The sequence below is a fragment of the Ramlibacter ginsenosidimutans genome, assembly GCF_016654015.1.
GTDB lineage: Bacteria > Pseudomonadota > Gammaproteobacteria > Burkholderiales > Burkholderiaceae_C > Ramlibacter > Ramlibacter ginsenosidimutans.
This window is the reverse complement of sequence record NZ_JAEPWM010000001.1, coordinates 766,561-782,425: the sequence shown is the minus strand read 5'-3', so window position 1 is coordinate 782,425 and position 15,865 is coordinate 766,561. Positions and strand designations below refer to the sequence as shown.

Here is a 15,865-nt window from a genome sequence, read left to right as displayed (position 1 = left end):
GGCTAGCGCTGCGCGATGTGGTCGATCACCAAGTCCACACCGGGCAGAGGCTGGCCCTTTCGGCTTGTTCGTCTCGCCCGCAGGCTTGTCCTGTGCAGCGACGCGCTCGATCTCCTCCGATACAGCTTGCAGGTCGCCCTCGAGCACTTCTTTGAGCAGGCTGCGCTGCTCCGCGTTGTGAAGCGCTCGGGATGGGCCGCGAACTTCAGGCGCTTGAGGACCGCGTTCCCGTGCGTGAGCGTGTCAATCAGCGTCTGTTTGTGCAGCACGTGGGCGCGCGGACGCGCCACCAGTTCGCGCAGCTGATGCGCGTCGAGGCCGTCGATGTTGTATGCGGTGCTCACGGAGGGACATGCTGCCATCCGCGCTGCACCAGGGCATCGGCAGATACAATTGCGCTACTGCAGCGAGATCACGCCGGCTTCGCCAATGCGCTGCCGCGGCAGTCCGAGCACCAGCGTGTCGAACTGCTGGCGCGTGAGGCCGACACTCGGAGCACCGTCACTCGTCCATACGAAGCGTGCCTGGTTCAGGCGCCGGGCCGGCAGCCACAGGCCAATGTCGTCATGCAATTCTCCCGGGTGACGGACCTCGCTAACCATCAACTGGTAGGAAGGAAGGGTGCAGGTCAGCCCCGGCGGGGCCTCGGCGGCGCCGATCGGACGCGACCTGGATCGCGAACTCCCCCTGCAGGCGTTGTCTGGCTCCCAGATCGCGCGCGCCTCGCCGAGGATGCGGTTTCCCGCCGTCGCGACGGACGCCGCTCTCGATTGTCGAATAGCAGCGATCAGCTACTCGCCAGCGCCTGGAACAGGTTGTCCATTGCCGGCACCGTCAATGTTCGGCCAATTTGCCAAAAGGCCTTCAGCGCCTTCACCTTAGACCCGGCCTCGCCGGCAATGACGATTCGGTGCCCAGTCCCCACCTCGCGCAAAGCTGCTTTCAGCCAGGAGGCGGGGTGCCCGTCCAGCCGGTTGAGATCCACGGCCGGATTCGCGACTTCTTCGAATTCGGCAAAGACGCGTGGTCCGGCGTAGACGACGAACTTCGCGCGGGGGAACAGGTCCGTGACCAAGACAAGGTCGTCAGCCCAGCGACCGGATGCATTGATGGCAAAAATCGCCACGCGCGTTTCTGAGCTGGCGCCTGTGCGAAAAGTCTGCAGCGAAGTAGCCGCCTTCTGGACGTCGGGGGCGCCTATCCAGAGCTGGTCTTCCGGGAGCTCGCTGGGGAGAGCGTCGAGTGTCCATAGGCGCTCCACCTTCCTGCCGCCGTCCGCGGCGGACGCTCTCTCAACCCCTGGCTGGATCGCACCAAGCTTGAACTGGGACGCGAAGATCTTGAGCAGGGAGAGCTTGGTCGGAAATTCGTCAGTCACGTCCTCCGGACACGGCGAGAGGCTAGCTCCGTGCGTGTCCAGGAGCTTCAGGATGCGCGTGGTGTGCTCCTGATAATGGACGCCGTAGGGCACGTCTTCGTACAACCGTACAGTTGCAGCTGGCTGATCCATGACAACACGGAGTCCGGCAGCGCGCGCAAGGTCATGATCGGAATGCGTGCCCGCTCCCAGCGGGAGCCAGATTTCGGCAAACGAGCGATCCTGCAAGAACTCGCGCAGCGTAGCAGTCCATTCCTGCAGGACTCGTGAGGGCGCACGTCGGTTGTTCGAGATGGCTGCGGCGACTTCATGAGCGTTGAAGAAGTCGAGGTCCCAATCGCTGTCCTTGTATCGCAGTGTCGCCTCGGCGAGGCCGGCGCAATGATAGGTTCCACCAAGGTGGGCCATGAATAGCTCGCCCTCGGCGGTGCGCATCTCCGTGATTCGGGAGCGGTTGAAATAATCGCGATGCATTTGGAAAGCCGTGCTGTAGTTGCTGCGGCTCGCCATCGTCAGGAGGTGGAACTCGACCTGCTCCCGCAATTTCCACATGGTCGCGCCGATCGATAGGGCTGCATCGTCGCAATGCGGCTCGACGACCAGGATTCGCCGCCGGTCGTTGGCGGCGACGGGGGCGACAATTTCAACGAGCCCGTCCTCGGCGATCTCCTTGACCGCCGCCCGATCGTGCAATTCACCGATCGTCGCCGGCCCGGCGCCAAGCGCGTCCCAAATGGCAGCCTCCGCCTCGTTCAATCGACGGTAGATGCGGCTGGACAGGAAGAAATGGAGATTGGCACCCTCTCGCCTAAAGTGAGGGCGCGCATACACCAGGCAATCCTCGTCACTTCCGCAGGGGCGGCTATCGGCGGCGGGGTTGGAAGGCATGCTTGAGGTGGTCTCTCAAAAAATGCGGGTGTTCGGCCGGCCGGCCGCGCACCAGGTCCTTCGCCCGCCTGGCCAATATGCAAGCCGAGGTCACGAGATTGAGCAAGAGCAGGGGGCCGCCGCTCCGGGTCTTGCGGAAATAGAGATTGCGAGATCGATGCCAGTATGACGGGATCCGGCGCTCGGGTCGGTGCATGCCGGTCGAAACTCCGCCGACGTGAGCGACCTTGGCACTCGGCAAGGCGTGCACGGCAAATCCGGCCTTCTTCACCCGATGGCACAGTTCCACCTCTTCCCAGTACAAGAAGAACTCCTCGTCGAAACCGCCGACCGCCCGGAATACTTCGGCCCGCACCATGAAAGAGGTTCCCGCTACCCAGTCGACCGGTCCCGGTCGATCGAGTGCGCCGAGCGACTGACGATGGCGACTGAGCAGCCTCGAGACGGGGCCCAGCACAAGCGAAGATTCCACTTCGCTCCAGAACGAGGGGAAGCGGAACATCGAGTCCGTGTGGTTTCCCTTGTCATCGAGGAGTCCCGAACCGACGATTCCCACCTCCGGGTGTTCGTCGAGATAAGCAGTCATCTGTTCGATCGAGCCGGGCAGCGGACTCGCATCGGGGTTCAGGAAGTAAAGGTAGTCCGCGTTGATCTGCCCCAGGACAACGCGATGGATGACCTGGTTGTTGCCGAAACCAAAGCCCCCGTTCTCCTCCGCACGCATCAGGTGGACGTTGTCATACCGGGCGAGCGCGCGGCTGATGCGCTCGGCGGAGTTGTCGGGTGAGTGGTTATCGACGATCCACCATTCGCCGTCACATGCGGCAATCTGGCGCGCAGATTCTTCCAGGCGCTCGAGAATGGCGTCAGCGCAGCAGTAGTTCACCGTGACGACGACCAGGCGCATGGACGATGCTTTTCTCCGGTCCGCAGGTCCGCTTTGACCCATGAGTCGCGGTCCGACGATCACGCGTGCAATTTCGCCGCCCCGCGCTCGAGCAGCGAAGGATCCGGGAAGTCGTCCATCACTATGTGCGGGAAGGGCTCCGCCGATGCGTATTGATCGACGAGGCGTTCTCCAGCCGAAGCCGCACCCTTGATCGAGCATTCAAGATCGCGCGTCATCGGGAAAAGGGGTTGGCGACTCATTCGAACTGCTTTTATGGACTGTCACGATGATCCGTCGGCACTCGATGTGGCGACGGCGACCCGCGGCCCACTGACCGGAGGTCTCCAGGGAGCCCATTCTTCTGTCCCTCCTGACCTCGGCCAATAGCCCGTAGTGACTAACGCTGCTCGATATGGTCGATCACCAGATCGAGCCAGGTGTCCGGCCCCATGGTGAGCTTGATGCGCACCGGCAGGTACTGCAGGCTGGGCGCGAACCACATCTCCACGTTGATGTTGCCGCGCGGACTGGTGATCGGCCGCGGCTTCAGGTGGTAGGTCTCCAGCGTGCCGAACTTCGGGGTGCTGAGCAGCTCGCGTCCCACGATCTCGTACTCCCACAGGTCCACGCCGCCGGGGCGCGCAAGCCATAGCGAGACCGCGTGGCCGACGACGAGTGGCTCGCGGCCGGTGGCGAAGCGCTGCGTCAGCTCCACGAACTGGCTGGCCGTGTCCTGCACGCCCGGCGGCTTCGCGACGGTCTTGCCGTTGCCCAGTTCGACCGCGTGCTCGCCGATGCGCGCGAATCGGCGCTTGCCGGGGCGCGTTTCCTCGTAGGCGTGCGGCTCGAGGCCGTCGGCCGTCACCTGCCCCTGGCTGGTGAGGACCTGGGTGCCGAACATGTCGATGCGCGCCTCGAGCCGCACCTGGTAGCGGTCGCCTTCGCGCTGCCACTGCACGCGCGCATCGCCGTACAAGGGCCCGCGGTACTGGCCGGTGAGCGCATAGTTCAGCCGCGTGTCCACCGGCCAGCGATCGAGCGCCGCCGTGTCGGTGGCGGCAGCGCTCGCGGCGGACGCGGGGGTTTGAGCGACTTCCGCCGCGGGGGCCGACGCGGAGGAGGATGCGGCGGAGGCCGCCGATGCAGCCGGCTGCGCCTGCTGGGCGAGTCGCTCCTTTTCCTCCTGCTTCCTGAGCGCCTCGGCCAGCGCTTCGGCTTGCGCCAATGCGCGGGCGTGGGCCTCGGCCACGGCGCGCGCTTCCGCCTGCTCGCGGGCCTCGCGGCGCGCGCGCGCCTCGGCTGCCCGCTCCTCGGGCGACGAGGCCGGTGGTCGCGGTCGCAGCGCCGTGACGCGCTTCGAGGGAGCGGCATGCGGAGGCGCCGCGACCACTGGTGGCGGCGCTGCGGGCTGCAGCATGCGCGTGTACATGGGCGGCACCATCAGGCGCAATGCCGAGGCCTGGTCGGCCTGCAGCGAGAACCAGGCCAGGCCCGCGAGGTGGCCGGCGATCACCGCCAGCGCGAGCAGCGCGAGCTTCAGCCTTGGGGACCGAACCACGTCTGCGCCCTCGTCGGGTCGCGCAGGACCAGGCGCCAGGTGGTGACGGCGCTGGGGATCGTGAGCTCGAGCCGCAGCAGGCGCCGGTCGCGCGAGACGATCGCGGTGACCTTGCGATGGGTGCCGGCGTAGAGCATCAGGTCATCGAGCTTGCCCAGGCGCCAGCCCTGGCCGGCGACTTCCACGCCGACCCATTCATCGTTGGCGGCGAACCCCGCCTGCTCGGCGCTGCCGCCGCGCAGCACGTTCTTCAGCATGACGCCCTGCGCCGTCTCGCTCACGCGCACGCCCAGGCGCTGCTGCAGTTGCGCGGGCTCCTCCATCACGCTGATGCCGTGCTGCTCCAGCAGTTCCTTCAGCGGCAGCTCGCGGGTGCCGTGCACCCAGTGCGCCAGCTCGCGCGTGAACGCGCGGCCGCCGAGTTCCTTCAGCACGCCGGTGAAGTCCGCTTCGGCCATCGGCCCGGCCTTGCACCGTTGCCACAGCGCGCGCATCACGTCGTCGAGACTCGCGTGTCCTTCCTGGCGCAGCGTCAGGTCGAAGCACAGGGCCACCAGCGCGCCCTTGGTGTAGTAGCTGACGGTGGCGTTGGCGGTGTTCTCGTCCTGGCGGTAGTACTTCACCCAGGCGTCGAAGCTGGCCTGCGCGACGGACTGCAGTTCGCGCCCCGGCGTCTGCAGGACCTGGTTGCAGGTCTTCGTCAGCAGCTTCAGGTAGGTGGCATCGTCGATCAGGCCCGCGCGCCGCAGCAGCAGGTCGTCGTAGTAGCTGGTGAAGCCCTCGAAGAACCAGAGCAGGTTGCTGTAGTTCTCCTGCCGGTAGTCGTAGTGCGCGAACTCCGCCGGCCGCAGGCGCTTCACGTTCCAGGTGTGGAAGTACTCGTGGCTGATCAGGCCCAGCAGCGTCACGTAGCCTTCGCCCATGCGCCCGTCGCCCTTGCGCGGCAGGTCGCGGCGCGAGCAGATCAGGGCGGTGGAGTTGCGGTGCTCGAGCCCGCCGTAGCCGTCGTCCACCGCATTGAGCATGAACAGGAAGCTCTTGAACGGCGGCCGGCGGCGTTCGTGCCAGAACCGGATTTCCGTCTCGCAGATCTTCTGCATGTCGGCGACCAGCCGGTCCGTGTCCAGCGCCTCGGTGGCGCCGGAGATCACCAGCCGGTGCGGCACGCCGCCGGCGCGGAACTCCGCGCTGAAGAAGGCGCCCAGTTCCACCGGGCAGTCCACCAGCTCGTCGTAGTCGTGCGCGAGGTAGGTGCCGAAGCCGCGCTTGCCGGTCTTCAGCGGCTCCAGCCCGGTGGCCGCTTCCCAATGCGGATACGCCCGCGGCGGCACCAGCTCCAGTTCGTGCGGCTCCTGCGCTTGCCCATGCACGCGCAGGCACAGGCTCGTGCCGTTGAAGAAGCCGCGCTCGGAATCCAGCCACGCGGTGCGCACCGAGTTGTCGAAGGCGTAGACCTCGTAGGTCAGCACCAGCGGACTGGAGGGCACGCAATCGACCTGCCAGGTCGCCTTGTCGAGCTGCTGCACCGTCACTGGCCGCCCGTCCTGGCGCGCGGCGAGGCGCTGCAGGTGGCGCGCGAACTCGCGCACCAGGTAGCTGCCGGGAATCCACGCGGGCAAGGACAGGCGTTGCCCCGCCTGGGGCTGGGGCACCGTCAGGGTGACATGGAACAGATGGGCGGCCGGATCGGCTGCCTCGACCCGGTAGTGCGGGCCGCCTGGACGCGCTGCGGTCACTTCCCGCCGTTCACGAGCAGCTTCTCGACGGCGGCCGCACCGATGGCGCCGGGAACGCGTGAGCCATCGGCGAAGATCAGCGTCGGCGTGCCCGTGATCTTGTGGGTCTTGCCGAACTCGGTGTTGCGCGCCAGCGCGCTCACGTCGCAGTCGGCGTCGTGGCGCGGGATCGGCACGCCGCGCACCATCCAGTCCTGCCAGATGCGGCCCTTGTCCTTGCCGCACCAGATGGCCTTGGACTTCTCGATCGAGTCCGGCCCGAGGATCGGATAGAGGTACAGGTAGACGGTGACGTTGTCGATCTTCTGCAGGTCGGCTTCGAAGCGGCGGCAGTAGCCGCAGTTCGGGTCCTCGAACACCGCGAGCTTGCGCTTGCCGTTGCCGCGCACGATGGTGAAGGCATCCTTCACGGGCATCTGGCTGAAGTCGATCGCCAGGATCTTGTCCATCCGCTCCTCGGTGAGGTTGCGGCGGCCGCGCGTGTCCATCATCTCGCCGTTGATGATGAAGTTGCCCTCGGCATCCGAGTAGAACAGGTCGGTGCCAACGCGGACTTCGTACAGGCCGGGCACGGGCGTACGGCTGACCTCGTCGATGCGCGGCAGGTTCGGCATGCGCTCGGGCAGGTTCTTGCGCAGCGCGTTTTCCACGGCCGGGGGCACCGCGCGGGCGGCGTTCGCCACCGTCGGGGCCAGGTCCTTCTCGGCGGCGGCGGCCCCGAGGGCGACTGCCAGCAGGGCTGCCGCCAGCCCGGTGCGGATCGCGTTCGCGTTCATCTTCATTCCGTTCTCAAGAGCTGTCGCGCCCGGCCCATGGCCTGCCGCACCACCCAGCGTTTCACGGGCCCGCTGCGGTCGAAGCCGCGCATGCCCCAGTTGCGCATCCAGGCCCAGGGCTCCGCGGGCTGCGCGAACAACTGCTGCAGCCCGTCGGTCGTCCAGGCCATGGCCAGCACGTCCATCTTGCGCGCACGCTCGTAGCGGCGCAGCAGCTTCTCATCGCCCAGCCCGCGCCAGTATTCGCGCTCGTGCAGCACGCGCGCCAGCACTTCGGCGTCCGCCAGGCCCAGGTTCAGGCCTTGGCCGGCCAACGGGTGCACGCTGTGCGCGGCATCGCCGGCCAGCGCCCAGCCGGGCCCGCACCAGCGCTCGGCCTGCGCGCGCTGCAGCGGCCACGCCATGCGCTCGCTCGCCAGGCTCATGCGTCCCAGCTCGGCGCCGCAGGCGGCCAGCAGCCGCGTTTCGAATTCCTGGGGCGTTGCCGCGAGCAGCTCGTCCGCGCGCGGCTCCTGGAGGGACCACACCAGCGCCATCGAGTTCCCGTCCGGGCCGCCCAGGGGCAGCAAGCCCAGCACGTTGCCGTCGGAGAACCACTGGCGCGCGACACCGCCATGCGCTTTTTCACAACTGACGCGTGCGGCCAGGGCGCGCTGCGGATAGGTCGTGACCTGGTAAGCCACGCCGAACTCCGCCCGGGTGGTGCTGGCGCGGCCTTCACAGACCACGGTCAAGGCCGCCGGTGCAGGCGCCTGCACGACGTCGACTTGCGGCTGGAAGCGCACCGCTTCGGCCAGCCGCGCGAGCAGGGGCTCCACGTCGACGATCCAGGCCAGCGCCGCCGCGCCTTCGTCGGCAGCGGAGAAGCGCACGCGGCCGCCGTCATCCCCGCGCACGTCCATGCCGGTGACGGGCGTCGCGTGGGCTTCGTCGGGCCAGGCACGCAAGCGCAGCAGCAGTTCGCGTGAGGCCGCGTTCAGGGCATAGGCGCGGACGTCGCCCTGACCCGCGGAAGGCGGCGGCGGAACTTCCACCAGCGCCACGCGCAGGCGATCGCGGGCGAGCAGCAGGGCGAGGGTGCGGCCGACGATGCCCGCACCGCGGATACATACGTCGTACGGAGCGGCCATCGGGTGATTGTAGGAGCCGGGCACAATCCCCGCCCATGAGTGCCCCTGCCGATGTCACCGCCCGTCTCGCCCGCCTGTTCGTCTATCCGGTGAAGTCCTGCGCCGGCGTGGAAGTTCGCGAGGCCCCGCTGCTCGAGACCGGCCTCGACCTGGACCGCGCCTGGATGCTGGTGGACGAGCAGGGCGCATTCGTCACGCAGCGCCAACTGCCGCGCATGGCGCTGGTGAAGCCCCAGCTCAAGCTGCACGAGGTGGTGCTGCGCGCGCCCGGGATGCTGGCGCTGCACCTCGCGATCGACACTGTCGAGGCGCCGGTGCGCGTGCGCCTCTGGGACGACGAGGTCCCGGCGTTCGACATGGGCGACATCGCGGCCCAGTGGTTCACCGATTTCCTCGGGCGCAAGCTGCGGCTGGTGCGCTTCGACCCGGACCATCGAAGGCTGTCGAATGCGAAGTGGACGCAGGGCGCCGAGGCGCTCAACCAGTTCAGCGACGGCTTTCCCCTGCTGGTGGTGGGCACGGCTTCGCTGGACCAGCTGAACGCGAAGCTCGCCGCCGCCGGGCACGCGCCGGTGGGGATCGAACGCTTCCGGCCCAACCTCGTGCTGGACGGCCTGGAAGCGCATGACGAGGACAGTCTGGACCTGATCCGCATCGGGACGGACGAAGGCGAGGTGCAACTGCGCCCCGTGAAACCGTGCCCGCGCTGCCCGATCCCCAACATCGACCCGGCCACGGCCGCGATCGATCCCGTCGTGACCGACACCTTGCAGGGCTACCGCCGCAACGATGTGGTGGGCGGCCGGGTGAGTTTCGGCATGAACGCGATCATGGTGGCCGGCATCGAAGCGACGCTGCGCGTCGGGCAAGCCGTGCGCGCGAACTACCGCTTCGACTGACGCACCTGCGGCAGGCTCGCATCCACCCGGGTCGCCGCGAACCACAGCAGCGCGCAGCAGCCCGCGAACGGCCGGGACAAGCCCCATCGCATACACTTTCGGGCTTCGTTCACGGGGACTGACATGAGTTTGAAGTGCGGGATCGTGGGTCTGCCGAACGTCGGCAAGTCCACCTTGTTCAACGCCTTGACCAAGGCGGGCATCGCCGCCGAGAACTATCCTTTCTGCACCATCGAACCGAACGTCGGCGTGGTCGAACTGCCCGACCCGCGGCTGGCGCAGCTCGCCGCCATCGTCGAGCCCGAGAGGATCGTGCCTGCCATCGTCGAGTTCGTCGACATCGCCGGCCTGGTGGCGGGCGCGAGCAAGGGCGAGGGCCTGGGCAACCAGTTCCTCGCGCACATCCGCGAAACCGACGCGGTCGTGAACGTGGTGCGCTGCTTCGAGGACGCCAACGTGATCCACGTGGCCGGCCGCGTGGACCCGGTCTCCGACATCGAGGTGATCCAGACCGAGCTGTGCCTCGCGGACCTGGGTACCGTGGACAAGACGCTCGCCCGGTACAGCAAGGCGGCGAAGTCGGGCAACGACAAGGAAGCGGCGAAGATGGTGCAGCTGCTGCCCAAGGTGCAGGCTGCACTGAACGAAGGGCGGCCGGTGCGCACGCTCACGCTCAGCGACGACGAGAAGGCCTTGCTCAAGCCGCTGTTCCTGATCACCGCCAAGCCGGCAATGTTCGTCGGCAACGTGGACGAGACCGGCTTCGAGAACAACCCGCACCTGGACCGGCTGCGCGCGTATGCGGCCACGCAGAATGCGCCCGTGGTGGCGATCTGCGCCAAGATCGAGTCCGAGATCGCCGACATGCCCGAGGAAGACAAGAAGATGTTCCTGGCGGAGATCGGGCAGGACGAGCCGGGGCTGAACCGGCTGATCCGCGCGGCGTTCAAGCTGCTGGGCCTGCAGACCTACTTCACCGCGGGCGTGAAGGAAGTGCGTGCCTGGACCGTGCCCATCGGCGCGACGGCGCCGCAGGCGGCCGGTGTGATCCACACGGACTTCGAGCGCGGCTTCATCCGCGCACAGACCATCGCCTTCGACGACTTCATCGCCTGCAAGGGCGAGCAGGGCGCCAAGGATGCCGGCAAGATGCGCAGCGAAGGCAAGGAGTACGTCGTCAAGGATGGCGACGTCATGAACTTCCTGTTCAACGTCTGAGTCCCGCCGCGGCCCTGGCGCGCGGCGTTCCCCCCGCTCACCGTTCCATCGTCACGCGTCCGCATAGGGCGGCGCCAGCGTGCGCGTGCGTCCGTGACGCCGGAAGGCGATGCGATTTGGACCCTATCGGAAACTATACTATATTGAATCCGTAATTGAGGATATAAAGCCGGCTCATCCCGGGAGTTCTCCATGCCGGTGCCATCCGCTTCCGTTCACCACGCCATCAAGCCGTTCTGGTCGCCCTGGATCGCGGGCGTGCTCCTCGGCCTCGTGCTGCTCCTCACCTTCCTGCTCACGGGCCACGGCCTCGGCGCCACGGGATTCACCACCCGGCTCACCGCCGTCCTCGGCGGCGGCGCTGCCCGCTCCAATGCCTATCTCGGCCCGCTGTTCGAAGACGGGTCGCCCCTGGCATCCTGGATCACGTGGCAGGTGATCGGCGTTGCCGCCGGCGGGCTGTTCGCGGCCTGGCGCGCCGGCCGCTTCCGCGTCCAGCTCGATGGCGCGCGCAGCGTCGGCACGACCAAGCGCCTGATGTGGGCGCTGGTCGGCGGTGCGGCATCCGGCTTCGGCGCGCGGGTGTCCGCCGGCTGCACCAGCGGCCTCGGCCTGTCCGGCGCGGCCACGCTGGGACTCGCCGCTTTCGTGTTTCTCGGCGCCTTCTTCGCAGTCGGCCTGCTGACCAGCCGCATCGTCAAGGGAGTCCAGTGATGTTCGCGCTTCCCGACATCGCCAGCGGCCTGCTGTGCGGCGCGCTCTTCGGCTACGTGCTGGAGAACGCCGGCTTCGGCAGTCCCTGCAAGCTGACGGCGCAATTCCGCCTGACCGACTGGTCGGTCTTCAAGGTGATGTTCACCGCCATCGTGGTCGCGGCCGTGGGCCTGACGGCGCTGACCGCCACCGGCGTCGTCGCAGCCGCCCAGTTGTACGTGCCGGCAGCGTTCCTGGGTGCAGCCGCCATCGGAGGAGCGCTCGTGGGCGCCGGCTTCGCCATCGGCGGCTACTGCCCCGGCACCTCCGTGGTCGGCCTCGTGTCCGGCCGTATCGACGCCGTCGTGTTCTTCATCGGCCTGCTGCTCGGCACCGGTGTGTTCGCGGGCGGTTTCGGCGCCCTCGAAGCGTGGACGACCTCCGGCGAGCTCGCGTCGGCAGACACGCTGCCGGCCCTGCTGCACGTGTCGCCCTGGGTAGTCGATGCAGCGATGGTGGCCGCCGCGGTGTTCGTGTTCTGGCTGGCCGCGCGCTTCGAGCGCCGCGGCGCCGGCCCGGTTACCGCCGAACAGGCCGTGGCCGGCGCCCAAGCGACCTCCGCAGCCGGCGCTTCCTCTTCTTCCCTTTCGATGACCTCCCCATGACCCGTTCACGCCGCTCCTCCACCGTCTGCCTGTCCGCCCTGCTCGTCGCCATCGCCGGCGTGGGCGCCGCTCCCGTGGCGGTCGCCGCCGAGGCCGCCAAGACACCGGCGAGCGCGCCGTCCAATCCCTGCGCTGCCGGGAAGGCGGAGAAAGCCGCGTACCCCTGCGGCGCCGCGACGAAGAAGCGGGCGGCCAATCCCTGCGGACCCGCGAATCCCTGCGGGGCCAAGCGCAAGCCGAAGTCGGGCGAGGCAAGCTGATGGATGCTCGGGCCCAGGCGGCGGACGAGGTGATCGCGGTGCAGTGGCACTACGCGAGCCGCGGCCGCAGTCTGGCCGCGGCAGCGCTCGCTGGCGCCCAGCGCTTCGTCGAGTGGTCGCACCATCCGCGCGAGGACCATGTCGATGCCGCCAGCGGCGCCCGCTTCTACTACCACGCGCATCCCGCCGGCGAACGCGCCGAGGGCGAGCACGGGCACTTCCACCTGTTCGTCCCGACGCCGGGGCAGCCGGACGCCATCTCGCACCTCGTCGGCATTTCGCTCGACGCGCGGGGGCTGCCGCTGCGCCTCTTCACCACCAACCAGTGGGTCACCGGCGAGGCGTGGCGCGATGCTCCGCGCATGGAGGCGCTGATCGCCGGCTTCTCGCTGCGCGCGCACGGACGGCTGGCGCCGGTGGCGCGCTGGTTGACGGCGATGGTGCGCCTGTACGATGCCGAGATCATTCAACTGCTGCACGAGCGCGACCGCCGCGTCGGCGGCCGCGGCGCCGCCCTCCAGGACCGCTCGCTGCACATCACCAGCCAGCGCGCCGTGTCCCTGCCCGATCGCCTGGGGCGCATGCAGGCGCTTCGCATTTCACCCGAGGAAAACGACCATGTCCCGTCTCACTGATTTCATCCGCAAACCGCTGGCGTGGCTCGCCCTGGCCGCCGGCCTGTCGCCCGCCTTCGCGGTCGAACTACCCGGCCCGGTGGTCAACGCCGCCTGGCTCGTCGACCACCGCGCTGAGGTGCAAGTCGTCGAGGTGCGATCCGACTTCGCCTCTTTCGGCAAGGAGCCCGTGTACGAAACGGACGCGAAGACCGGCAAGAAGAGCCTCGTGGACGTCGGCGGCCACCTGCCCGGCGCGCGGCTGGTCGATTTCAAGGAGGTGCGCACCGAGCGCGTGCTGGACGGGCGCAAGGTGAAGTTCCTGTCGCCCGAAGGCGCGGACTTCCAGGCGCGCATGCAGGCCGCCGGCATCGCGGCCGACAAGCCGATCGTGCTGGTGCCCATGGGCCAGCAGATCGCGGACATCGACGAGGCGCTGCGCCTGTACTGGACCTTCAAGCTGCGCGGAGAGGACCGCGTGGCCATGCTCGACGGCGGCGTCGCCGGCTGGCTGGCGGAGGGCCACGAGGTGACCACCGCCGCGCCCGGGAAGGTGACCGGCACGTGGAAGGCCGGCCCGGATCGTCCGGAGTACCTCGCAAACTCGGACCAGGTGGCCGAAGCGTCCGAGAAGCAGTCCATGCAGCTTGTCGATGCACGCGGGCTGCCGCAGTACTTCGGGACCTCCAAGGCGCCGACGGTGGCCGCCTTCGGCCACGTGGCCGGCGCGAAGAACCTCGCGCCCGAGCTGCTCACGCGGGCGGCCAACGGCGCGCTGTATTTCCATCCGCCCAAGGTCTATGACGCGCTAATGCGCGCCAACGGCATCGACCCCGACGCGCCTTCGATCAGCTACTGCAACACCGGCCACCTCGCTTCGGGCGCGTGGTTCGTGATGTCCGAAATCATGGGCAACCACAAGACGCGCCTGTACGACGGCTCGATGTCGCTCTGGACGCAGGAGAAGCGCCCGCTGGTCAGCGTCCAGTGATCCACGCGCGGCGCGGCCCGGCAGCGGGTCGTCGCCGTGCGCACCTTGTGGCGAGCGCCGCAAGGTGCACATGTCACTGCACGCGGGCGGCCGGTGGGGCGATGATGCGCGCTCTCCGGAGGGGCCGATGACCGACATCCAAAGCCTGTGGCTGCGCCTGCGCGCACGCGCCGTGCGCTGCTACGAACTGCTGCTCTACGCACTCCTGCTGTCGCTGACCTTCGCGGTGGTGTTCGCCGCGACCGAGGCCGCGGAGGATGCGGTTCAGTGCGGCAGCAGCCCCAGCAGCACCGGCGTCATGATCAGGTAACGCAGGAACTTGCCGAGCAGCATGTAGCCGGTGCAGGGCCAGAACGGCATGCGCAGCCAGCCGGCGACGGCGCACAGCGGGTCGCCGACGATGGGCAACCAGCCCAGCGCGCAGGCCTTGGGCCCGAGCCGCTCCAGGAACGCCAGCGCCCGCAGGTGCACGCGCGAGTGCGCGTACTTGTCGGCAACCTGGTGGGCGCCGTAGCCCATCCACCAATCGAGCATCCCGCCGAGCGTGTTGCCCAGCGTCGCGACCAGGATGGCGGGCCAATACAGCTGCGGGTTCAGCACCAGCAGCCCCACGAGCGCGGGCTCCGAGCCGACGGGCAGCAGCGTCGCCGACACGAACGCCGCGACGAACAAGGTGCTGAGCCCGTACTCCGGCAGCGCGAGCAGCGCGAACAGTGATTCCATCCAGATGGGCATGTCGGGCGGATCTTATCGGAGCCCTCCCGGTCGTCGGCTTGACGAATCGCAAGCGTTTCATTTCAGTGCCTGAAACGCGCCGGGCCTACAATCGTGCCTCTTTTTTCGGCACTTCCCACCCATGCAGATCGGCCCCTACACCCTCGCGAACAACGTGTTCGCAGCGCCGATGGCGGGTGTGACGGACCGGCCGTTCCGCCAGCTGTGTCGCGCATTCGGTGCCGGCTACGCGGTCAGCGAGATGGTGACCTCGCGCAAGGACCTGTGGAACAGCCTGAAGACCTCGCGCCGCGCCAACCACGAGGGCGAGCCCGGGCCGGTCGCCGTGCAGATCGCGGGCACCGACGCGGAGATGATGGCCGAGGCCGCCGCCTACAACGTTGCGCGCGGCGCGCAGATCATCGACATCAACATGGGCTGCCCGGCCAAGAAGGTCTGCAACAAGTGGGCAGGCTCGGCGCTGATGCAGGACGAGCCGCTGGCGCTCGCCATCGCACAGGCCGTCGTCGCTGCGTGCACGCCGCACGGCGTGCCGGTCACGCTCAAGATGAGGACGGGCTGGTCGGCGGAACACCGCAATGCGGTCGCGCTCGCCCGCGCCTTCGAGTCCGCCGGCGTGCAGATGCTGACCGTGCATGGCCGCACGCGCGAGCAGGGCTACCGGGGCGAGGCGGAATACGAGACCATCGCCGCGGTCAAGGCGAGCGTGCGCATTCCCGTCGTCGCCAATGGCGACGTCACCTCGCCGCGCAAGGCGCGCGAGGTCCTCGAGCGCACGGGTGCCGACGCCGTCATGGTGGGCCGGGCGGCGCAGGGACGGCCGTGGATCTTCCGCGAGATCGTGCACTTCCTGCAGGCCGGCACCGAACTGGCGCCGCCGCTGGTGGTGGAAGTGCAGCGGGCGCTGCTTTCGCACCTGGAGGATCACTACGCGCTGTACGGGGAATTCACCGGCGTTCGCAGCGCGCGCAAGCACATCGGCTGGTACGTCCGCACGCTTCCGGGCGGCGAGGCGTTCCGCGCCGAAATGAATACGGTCGAGGACAGCAGGACGCAGCTGGCCGCCGTGGACCGTTTCTTCGAGGGGCTCGCGTCCCGCATGGACCGCCTGCCGGCGGCGGCGGACGCGAGGACGGAGGAACTCGCCGAGAACGTCAATGAGTAAGAAACAGATCGAGGAGTGCGTCCGTGCGAGCCTGGAGAGCTACTTCCGCGACCTGCGCGGAACCGAGCCCGACGGGATGTACGAGATGCTGGTGAAGGTCGTGGAAAAGCCGCTGCTGGAAGTGGTGATGTCCAAGGCCGACAACAACCAGTCCCGCGCCGCCGAGTGGCTGGGCTTGAACCGCAATACGCTGCGCAAGAAACTGATCGAGCACAAGCTCCTGAAATGAACCGGCGCCGGCACGCGCAGCGGCAGGGCCGCAGCGCGCAG

20 protein-coding genes are annotated in these 15,865 nt (G+C 68.2%); 10 read left to right on the top strand and 10 right to left on the bottom strand.

Annotated features, from left to right (window positions below):
• Positions 1 to 2 precede the first annotated feature (2 nt).
• From JJB11_RS03845 to JJB11_RS03805, 9 genes are all read right to left on the bottom strand, one after another.
• Positions 3 to 344 carry a hypothetical protein gene (locus JJB11_RS03845; protein WP_201166565.1) on the bottom strand — a complete coding sequence of 114 codons (342 nt, stop codon included), beginning with the start codon at positions 342 to 344 and terminating at the stop codon, positions 3 to 5.
• A 54-nt stretch (positions 345 to 398) separates the two neighbouring features.
• Entirely contained in the window at positions 399 to 572 is a 174-nt protein-coding gene (gene tnpB / locus JJB11_RS03840) for an IS66 family insertion sequence element accessory protein TnpB (RefSeq protein ID WP_201166564.1), read from the bottom strand.
• A gap of 215 nt (positions 573 to 787) precedes the next feature.
• Complete coding sequence (locus tag JJB11_RS03835; RefSeq protein WP_201166563.1) at positions 788 to 2,266, bottom strand: PIG-L deacetylase family protein; 1,479 nt, start codon at positions 2,264 to 2,266, stop codon at positions 788 to 790.
• Positions 2,241 to 3,173, bottom strand: coding sequence for a glycosyltransferase family 2 protein (locus JJB11_RS03830; RefSeq protein WP_201166562.1), 933 nt, complete (start codon positions 3,171 to 3,173; stop codon positions 2,241 to 2,243). Before JJB11_RS03830 ends, JJB11_RS03835 begins: the two co-directional genes overlap by 26 nt.
• A gap of 59 nt (positions 3,174 to 3,232) precedes the next feature.
• The gene (locus tag JJB11_RS03825) at positions 3,233 to 3,415 is read right to left on the bottom strand and encodes a hypothetical protein (RefSeq protein WP_201166561.1); all 183 of its coding nucleotides are present in this window, start codon (positions 3,413 to 3,415) and stop codon (positions 3,233 to 3,235) included.
• Between the two features lie 137 nt (positions 3,416 to 3,552).
• Positions 3,553 to 4,713 (bottom strand): DUF3108 domain-containing protein, encoded by a 1,161-nt coding sequence (locus tag JJB11_RS03820; protein WP_201166560.1) that lies wholly within the window; start codon positions 4,711 to 4,713, stop codon positions 3,553 to 3,555.
• Positions 4,692 to 6,449 (bottom strand): M61 family metallopeptidase, encoded by a 1,758-nt coding sequence (locus tag JJB11_RS03815; RefSeq protein ID WP_201166559.1) that lies wholly within the window; start codon positions 6,447 to 6,449, stop codon positions 4,692 to 4,694. Before JJB11_RS03815 ends, JJB11_RS03820 begins: the two co-directional genes overlap by 22 nt.
• A complete protein-coding gene (locus tag JJB11_RS03810) occupies positions 6,446 to 7,231 on the bottom strand; it encodes a DsbC family protein (protein ID WP_201964581.1) in 786 nt (261 codons plus the stop codon). The genes JJB11_RS03815 and JJB11_RS03810 overlap by 4 nt, the downstream gene beginning before the upstream one ends.
• Positions 7,228 to 8,355, bottom strand: a complete 1,128-nt coding sequence (locus JJB11_RS03805) for an FAD-dependent monooxygenase (protein WP_201166558.1) — start codon at positions 8,353 to 8,355, stop codon at positions 7,228 to 7,230. Before JJB11_RS03805 ends, JJB11_RS03810 begins: the two co-directional genes overlap by 4 nt.
• A gap of 35 nt (positions 8,356 to 8,390) precedes the next feature.
• On the opposite strand from JJB11_RS03805, the gene JJB11_RS03800 reads away from it, so the two are divergent.
• The 8 genes from JJB11_RS03800 to JJB11_RS03765 all read left to right on the top strand — a co-directional run bounded on the left by JJB11_RS03800 (position 8,391) and on the right by JJB11_RS03765 (position 14,005).
• On the top strand, positions 8,391 to 9,254 hold the full coding sequence (locus JJB11_RS03800; RefSeq protein ID WP_201166557.1) for an MOSC domain-containing protein: 864 nt from the start codon (positions 8,391 to 8,393) through the stop codon (positions 9,252 to 9,254).
• Between the two features lie 123 nt (positions 9,255 to 9,377).
• Positions 9,378 to 10,472: a redox-regulated ATPase YchF gene (gene ychF / locus JJB11_RS03795; protein ID WP_201166556.1), complete on the top strand. Its 1,095-nt coding sequence runs from the start codon at positions 9,378 to 9,380 to the stop codon at positions 10,470 to 10,472.
• 192 nt (positions 10,473 to 10,664) lie between these two features.
• Positions 10,665 to 11,186 (top strand): YeeE/YedE thiosulfate transporter family protein, encoded by a 522-nt coding sequence (locus JJB11_RS03790; RefSeq protein ID WP_201166555.1) that lies wholly within the window; start codon positions 10,665 to 10,667, stop codon positions 11,184 to 11,186.
• Entirely contained in the window at positions 11,186 to 11,830 is a 645-nt protein-coding gene (locus tag JJB11_RS03785; protein WP_201166554.1) for a YeeE/YedE thiosulfate transporter family protein, read from the top strand. The genes JJB11_RS03790 and JJB11_RS03785 overlap by 1 nt, the downstream gene beginning before the upstream one ends.
• Positions 11,827 to 12,090 (top strand): hypothetical protein, encoded by a 264-nt coding sequence (locus JJB11_RS03780; RefSeq protein WP_201166553.1) that lies wholly within the window; start codon positions 11,827 to 11,829, stop codon positions 12,088 to 12,090. The genes JJB11_RS03785 and JJB11_RS03780 overlap by 4 nt, the downstream gene beginning before the upstream one ends.
• Positions 12,090 to 12,725, top strand: coding sequence for a DUF6969 family protein (locus JJB11_RS03775; RefSeq protein WP_201166552.1), 636 nt, complete (start codon positions 12,090 to 12,092; stop codon positions 12,723 to 12,725). Before JJB11_RS03780 ends, JJB11_RS03775 begins: the two co-directional genes overlap by 1 nt.
• Positions 12,709 to 13,695 (top strand): sulfurtransferase, encoded by a 987-nt coding sequence (locus tag JJB11_RS03770; RefSeq protein WP_201166551.1) that lies wholly within the window; start codon positions 12,709 to 12,711, stop codon positions 13,693 to 13,695. The genes JJB11_RS03775 and JJB11_RS03770 overlap by 17 nt, the downstream gene beginning before the upstream one ends.
• A gap of 127 nt (positions 13,696 to 13,822) precedes the next feature.
• Entirely contained in the window at positions 13,823 to 14,005 is a 183-nt protein-coding gene (locus tag JJB11_RS03765; protein ID WP_201166550.1) for a hypothetical protein, read from the top strand.
• Here JJB11_RS03765 and JJB11_RS03760 read toward each other — a convergent pair.
• On the bottom strand, positions 13,960 to 14,430 hold the full coding sequence (locus tag JJB11_RS03760; protein WP_201166549.1) for a YqaA family protein: 471 nt from the start codon (positions 14,428 to 14,430) through the stop codon (positions 13,960 to 13,962). The two genes, JJB11_RS03765 and JJB11_RS03760, sit on opposite strands and share 46 nt — an antisense overlap.
• A 121-nt stretch (positions 14,431 to 14,551) precedes the next feature.
• Between JJB11_RS03760 and dusB the strand changes: the two genes are divergently transcribed.
• Positions 14,552 to 15,595, top strand: a complete 1,044-nt coding sequence (gene dusB / locus JJB11_RS03755; protein WP_201166548.1) for a tRNA dihydrouridine synthase DusB — start codon at positions 14,552 to 14,554, stop codon at positions 15,593 to 15,595.
• Positions 15,588 to 15,824 (top strand): Fis family transcriptional regulator, encoded by a 237-nt coding sequence (locus JJB11_RS03750; protein ID WP_201166547.1) that lies wholly within the window; start codon positions 15,588 to 15,590, stop codon positions 15,822 to 15,824. The genes dusB and JJB11_RS03750 overlap by 8 nt, the downstream gene beginning before the upstream one ends.
• The last annotated feature ends 41 nt before the right edge of the window (positions 15,825 to 15,865 follow it).

Bases quoted from the DNA above. Each gene is read 5' to 3' on its own strand.
- JJB11_RS03835 (WP_201166563.1), bottom strand. From the start codon at position 2,266: ATGCCTTCCAACCCCGCCGCCGATAGCCGCCCCTGCGGAAGTGACGAG.
- JJB11_RS03830 (WP_201166562.1), bottom strand. From the start codon at position 3,173: ATGCGCCTGGTCGTCGTCACGGTGAACTACTGCTGCGCTGACGCCATT.
- JJB11_RS03825 (WP_201166561.1), bottom strand. From the start codon at position 3,415: ATGAGTCGCCAACCCCTTTTCCCGATGACGCGCGATCTTGAATGCTCG.
- JJB11_RS03810 (WP_201964581.1), bottom strand. From the start codon at position 7,231: ATGAAGATGAACGCGAACGCGATCCGCACCGGGCTGGCGGCAGCCCTG.
- JJB11_RS03805 (WP_201166558.1), bottom strand. From the start codon at position 8,355: ATGGCCGCTCCGTACGACGTATGTATCCGCGGTGCGGGCATCGTCGGC.
- JJB11_RS03800 (WP_201166557.1), top strand. From the start codon at position 8,391: ATGAGTGCCCCTGCCGATGTCACCGCCCGTCTCGCCCGCCTGTTCGTC.
- ychF (WP_201166556.1), top strand. From the start codon at position 9,378: ATGAGTTTGAAGTGCGGGATCGTGGGTCTGCCGAACGTCGGCAAGTCC.
- JJB11_RS03790 (WP_201166555.1), top strand. From the start codon at position 10,665: ATGCCGGTGCCATCCGCTTCCGTTCACCACGCCATCAAGCCGTTCTGG.
- JJB11_RS03785 (WP_201166554.1), top strand. From the start codon at position 11,186: ATGTTCGCGCTTCCCGACATCGCCAGCGGCCTGCTGTGCGGCGCGCTC.
- JJB11_RS03780 (WP_201166553.1), top strand. From the start codon at position 11,827: ATGACCCGTTCACGCCGCTCCTCCACCGTCTGCCTGTCCGCCCTGCTC.
- JJB11_RS03775 (WP_201166552.1), top strand. From the start codon at position 12,090: ATGGATGCTCGGGCCCAGGCGGCGGACGAGGTGATCGCGGTGCAGTGG.
- JJB11_RS03770 (WP_201166551.1), top strand. From the start codon at position 12,709: ATGTCCCGTCTCACTGATTTCATCCGCAAACCGCTGGCGTGGCTCGCC.
- JJB11_RS03765 (WP_201166550.1), top strand. From the start codon at position 13,823: ATGACCGACATCCAAAGCCTGTGGCTGCGCCTGCGCGCACGCGCCGTG.
- JJB11_RS03760 (WP_201166549.1), bottom strand. From the start codon at position 14,430: ATGCCCATCTGGATGGAATCACTGTTCGCGCTGCTCGCGCTGCCGGAG.
- dusB (WP_201166548.1), top strand. From the start codon at position 14,552: ATGCAGATCGGCCCCTACACCCTCGCGAACAACGTGTTCGCAGCGCCG.
- JJB11_RS03750 (WP_201166547.1), top strand. From the start codon at position 15,588: ATGAGTAAGAAACAGATCGAGGAGTGCGTCCGTGCGAGCCTGGAGAGC.